At 76.5% G+C, this 3820-nt stretch carries 3 protein-coding genes; 2 read left to right on the top strand and 1 reads right to left on the bottom strand.

Annotated elements, in window-relative coordinates:
• Positions 1–118: 118 nt before the first annotated feature.
• Complete coding sequence (locus ACIQOV_RS31715) at positions 119–997, top strand: DUF4184 family protein (protein ID WP_401054123.1); 879 nt, start codon at positions 119–121, stop codon at positions 995–997.
• On the opposite strand, the gene ACIQOV_RS31720 is transcribed toward ACIQOV_RS31715, so the two are convergent.
• Positions 973–2337, bottom strand: coding sequence for a dipeptidase (locus ACIQOV_RS31720; protein ID WP_359915229.1), 1365 nt, complete (start codon positions 2335–2337; stop codon positions 973–975). The two genes, ACIQOV_RS31715 and ACIQOV_RS31720, sit on opposite strands and share 25 nt — an antisense overlap.
• Before the next feature lie 176 nt (positions 2338–2513).
• Here ACIQOV_RS31720 and ACIQOV_RS31725 point away from each other — a divergent pair, with 176 nt between their 5' ends.
• The gene (locus ACIQOV_RS31725) at positions 2514–3770 is read left to right on the top strand and encodes a geranylgeranyl reductase family protein (protein ID WP_401054124.1); all 1257 of its coding nucleotides are present in this window, start codon (positions 2514–2516) and stop codon (positions 3768–3770) included.
• Positions 3771–3820 lie beyond the last annotated feature (50 nt).

Here is a 3820-nt window from a genome sequence, read left to right on the forward strand (position 1 = left end):
CGGGATCCGTCGGCGCGGGGCGGCGGGCGGGGCGGGAGGCCGGCGTGGTGGCCCGTGGAACCCCACCCGGTGCACCTCCGGTGCGCCGTGCCGCGGTGGCGGGCGGTAGGATGGGGGCATGCCGTTCACGCTGAGCCATCCCGCCGCCGTCCTGCCCCTGCTGCGTGCCGCCGGCGCGCGCGGGCCCCTGGTGGCCTCGGCGCTCGTCGCCGGGTCGATGGCGCCGGACGTGCCGTTCTTCGCCGAGTCCCTGCTGCCCGGGGTGTACGCCCACGGCGGGCTGACGCACCGCTGGTGGGCGGTGCCGACGCTGGACGTGGCGGTCGCCGGCGCGCTGGTGGCCGGCTGGCACGGGCTGCTGCGCGGGCCGGTGGTGGCGCTGCTGCCCGAGCGCTGGGCGGGCGGCGCCGAGGCGCTGACCGCCCGCCGGGCTGCGGACACCCGGGACTCCGGGGACACCCAGGGCCCCACAGGCGTCGGGGCGGTCGGTGGCGCGGCGTGGTTCGCGGCCTCGGCGGCGATCGGCGCGGCCACCCACGTCGGCTGGGACGCGTTCACCCACGGGGGCCGGCTGGGGGTGCGGCTGCTGCCCGTACTGGACCGGCCGGTGGCCGGGGTCCCGCTGTACGAGGCGGTGCAGTACGGCAGTTCGGCGCTCGCCCTGGCGGCGCTGGGCGGCTGGGCGGTGCGTGCGGTGCGGGCCGTGGAGCCGGTGCGGCCGGCCGTGCGGCTCGCGCCCCGGACCCGGCGCGCGGCCGTCGCGCTGCTGGGCGCGGCGACGGCCGCCGGGGTGGTGCACCGGCTGAGCCCACTGCGGCGGAACCTGGTGCCGGAGGTCTGCTTCGGCGCCGGGGCCGGGCTCGCGGCGGGCGCGGTCGGGTACGCGGCGGTGCTGGCGGCCGCCCGCCGACTGCGCGGCGGACGGCCGGACGCCGTCGGGCGGGCTCCCCGCGGCGCCGCCCCGAAGGTCCGTCAGACGGAGCGCAGTTCGGCGTAGCGGCGGAGGAACAGCGCCTCGGTGAGGGCCATCCGCTCCAGCTCCTGCGGGTCGACGCTCTCGTTGACCGCGTGGATCTGGGTGGTCGGCTCCTCGACGCCGATCAGCACGATCTCGGCCTGCGGGTAGAGCGAGCGCAGGGTGTTGCAGAGCGGGATCGAGCCGCCCTCGCCGGAGGTGACCATCGGGGTGCCGAAGGCCTCGGCCATCGCCTCGCCCATCGCCTCGTACGCCGGGCCGCCGGTGTCGGCGCGGAACGGCGCGCCGTTGCCCTGGCGCTCGACGGTGAGCCGGGCACCGAGCGGGACCTGCGCCTCCAGGTGGGCGACCAGCGCGTCCTGGGCGGCGTGCGGGTCCGAGCCCGGCGCGACGCGCAGGCTGATCAGGGCCTTGGCGGTGGCCTGGACGGAGGAGGTGGCGCCGATCACCGGCGGGGCGTCGATGCCGAGGACGGTGACGGCCGGGCGGGCCCAGAGGCGGTCCGCGATGGTGCCGGTGCCGGTCAGGGCGACGCCGTCGAGCACCTTGGCGTCGGCGCGGAACTGCTCCTCCGGGTACTGCACGCCGGACCAGGTCTGGTCGGCGGTCAGGCCGGCCACCGCGACGTCGCCGTTCTCGTCGTGCAGCGAGGCCAGTATCCGGACCAGGGACTGGAGGGCGTCCGGGGCGGCGCCGCCGAAGGCACCGGAGTGCAGGTTGCCGGCCAGCGTGGTGACCGTGGCCTCGACGACCGTCATGCCGCGCAGCGAGGCGGTCACGGTGGGCAGGCCGGGGGCGAAGTTGCCGGTGTCGCCGATGACGATGGCGTCGGCGGTGAGCAGCTCGGGGTGGGCCTCGGCGTAGCGCTCCAGGCCGCCGGTGCCCTGCTCCTCGGAGCCCTCGACGATGATCTTCAGGCCGACCGGGTAGGCGTCGCCGTGGACCTGACGCAGCGCCCGCAGGGCGGTCAGGTGCATCAGGATGTTGCCCTTGCAGTCGGCGGCGCCGCGCCCGTACCAGCGGCCGTCGCGCTCGGTCAGCTCGAAGGCGGGGCTGAGCCAGGCGTCCTCGTCCAGCGGGGGCTGGACGTCGTAGTGGGAGTAGAGCAGGACGGTCGGCGCGCCCTCGGGGCCGGGCAGCTCGCCGTAGACGGACTGGGTGCCGTCCGGGGTGTCCAGCAGCCGGATGCCGGTCAGGCCCTCGGCGGCGAAGGCCTCGGCGACCCAGTGCGCGGCCTTCTCGCACTCCTCGACCGGGAACTGGCGCGGATCGGCGACCGAGGGGAAGGCGACCAGCTCGGCGAGGTCGGTGCGGGCACGGTCCATCAGGGACCGGACGGCGTCGGCCAGGGGCTGTGACATCGGGGCTCCGAGGAGACGGTCCGCCCTGGGGTGGAGCGGGCGGAGGAGGTGGTTTGCGGTAGTGCCGATCATAGGCGGGCGGAACGGGGAGTTCCGAGGGCGCGGGGTGAGCGGGTGGCGCCGGTGCGGGGGCGGCGCGCTCGCCAGGCGGGGCCGGACGCATAGGATTGCTCGACGTGACTGACTCCGGAAGCTCCGATTCCCGCAGCCCGCTCGACAGCCCGGCCGAGAACGGTCCGACCGACGACGCGGCCGCGCCGCTGGACGGCGTCTGGGACGTCGTGGTGGTCGGCGCCGGACCGGCGGGCTCCTCGGCCGCGCACGCCGCCGCGGCTCAGGGCCGCCGGGTGCTGCTGCTCGACAAGGCCGAACACCCCCGGTACAAGACCTGCGGCGGAGGCATCATCGGCCCCTCCCGGGACAGCCTGCCGCCGGACTTCCGGCTGCCGCTGCAGGACCGGGTGCACGCCGTCACCTTCGCCTACGACGGCAGGTACACCCGCACGCGGCGGTCCAAGCGGATGCTGTTCGGCCTGGTCAACCGTGACGAGTTCGACCTGCGCCTGGTGCAGGCGGCCAAGCAGGCCGGGGCGGTGCTGGTCACCGGAGTGACCGTCACCGGCGTCGAGCAGCGCGGCGGCGAGCACCGGACGGCGCTGGTGACGGCCGCCGACGGGCGGACCTTCGAGGCCCGTGCGGTGGTCGGCGCGGACGGCAGCGCGAGCCGGATCGGCCGGCACGTCGGTGTGACCTTCGACCAGATCGACCTCGGCCTGGAGGCGGAGATCCCGGTGCCGGCGCAGGTCGCCGCCGACTGGGCGGGCCGGATCCACCTCGACTGGGGCCCGCTGCCCGGCAGTTACGGCTGGGTGTTCCCGAAGACCGAGACCAGCAGCCTGACCGTCGGCGTCATCTCGGCGCGCGGCGACGGCGAGCGGACCAAGCAGTACCTCGCCGACTACATCCGCCGGCTGGGCCTGTCCGGGTTCACCCCCCAGGTCGAGTCCGGGCACCTGACCCGCTGCCGGGCCGAGGACTCGCCGCTCTCCCGCGGCCGGGTGCTGGTCGCCGGGGACGCGGCCGGACTGCTGGAGCCGTGGACCCGCGAGGGCATCTCGTACGCGCTGCGCTCGGGCCGGCTGGCCGGCGAGTGGGCGGTGAAGGTCGCCGAGGCGGGCGACGCGGCGGCGGTGCGGCGCGAGGCGCTGAACTACGCGTTCGCGGTCAAGGCCGGGCTGGGCGTGGAGATGCGCGCGGGCAAGCAGCTGCTGGGCGCCTTCGAGCGGCGGCCGTACCTGTTCCACGCGGCGGTCTGCCTGGTGCCGGCGGCCTGGCGGGCCTTCGCCCGGACCACCCAGGGGCACACCTCCTTCTCCCAGGTGCTGCGGCAGTACCGGGCCGCGCGGCGGCTGACGGCGATGGCCTCGCGGTAGCGCGGCCGTCGTGACGCGGGGCCGGTGCTCCTCCCCGGTGCGGGGAGGAG

This window comes from Kitasatospora sp. NPDC091257 (genome assembly GCF_044757675.1).
Taxonomy (GTDB): domain Bacteria; phylum Actinomycetota; class Actinomycetes; order Streptomycetales; family Streptomycetaceae; genus Kitasatospora; species Kitasatospora lactacystinica.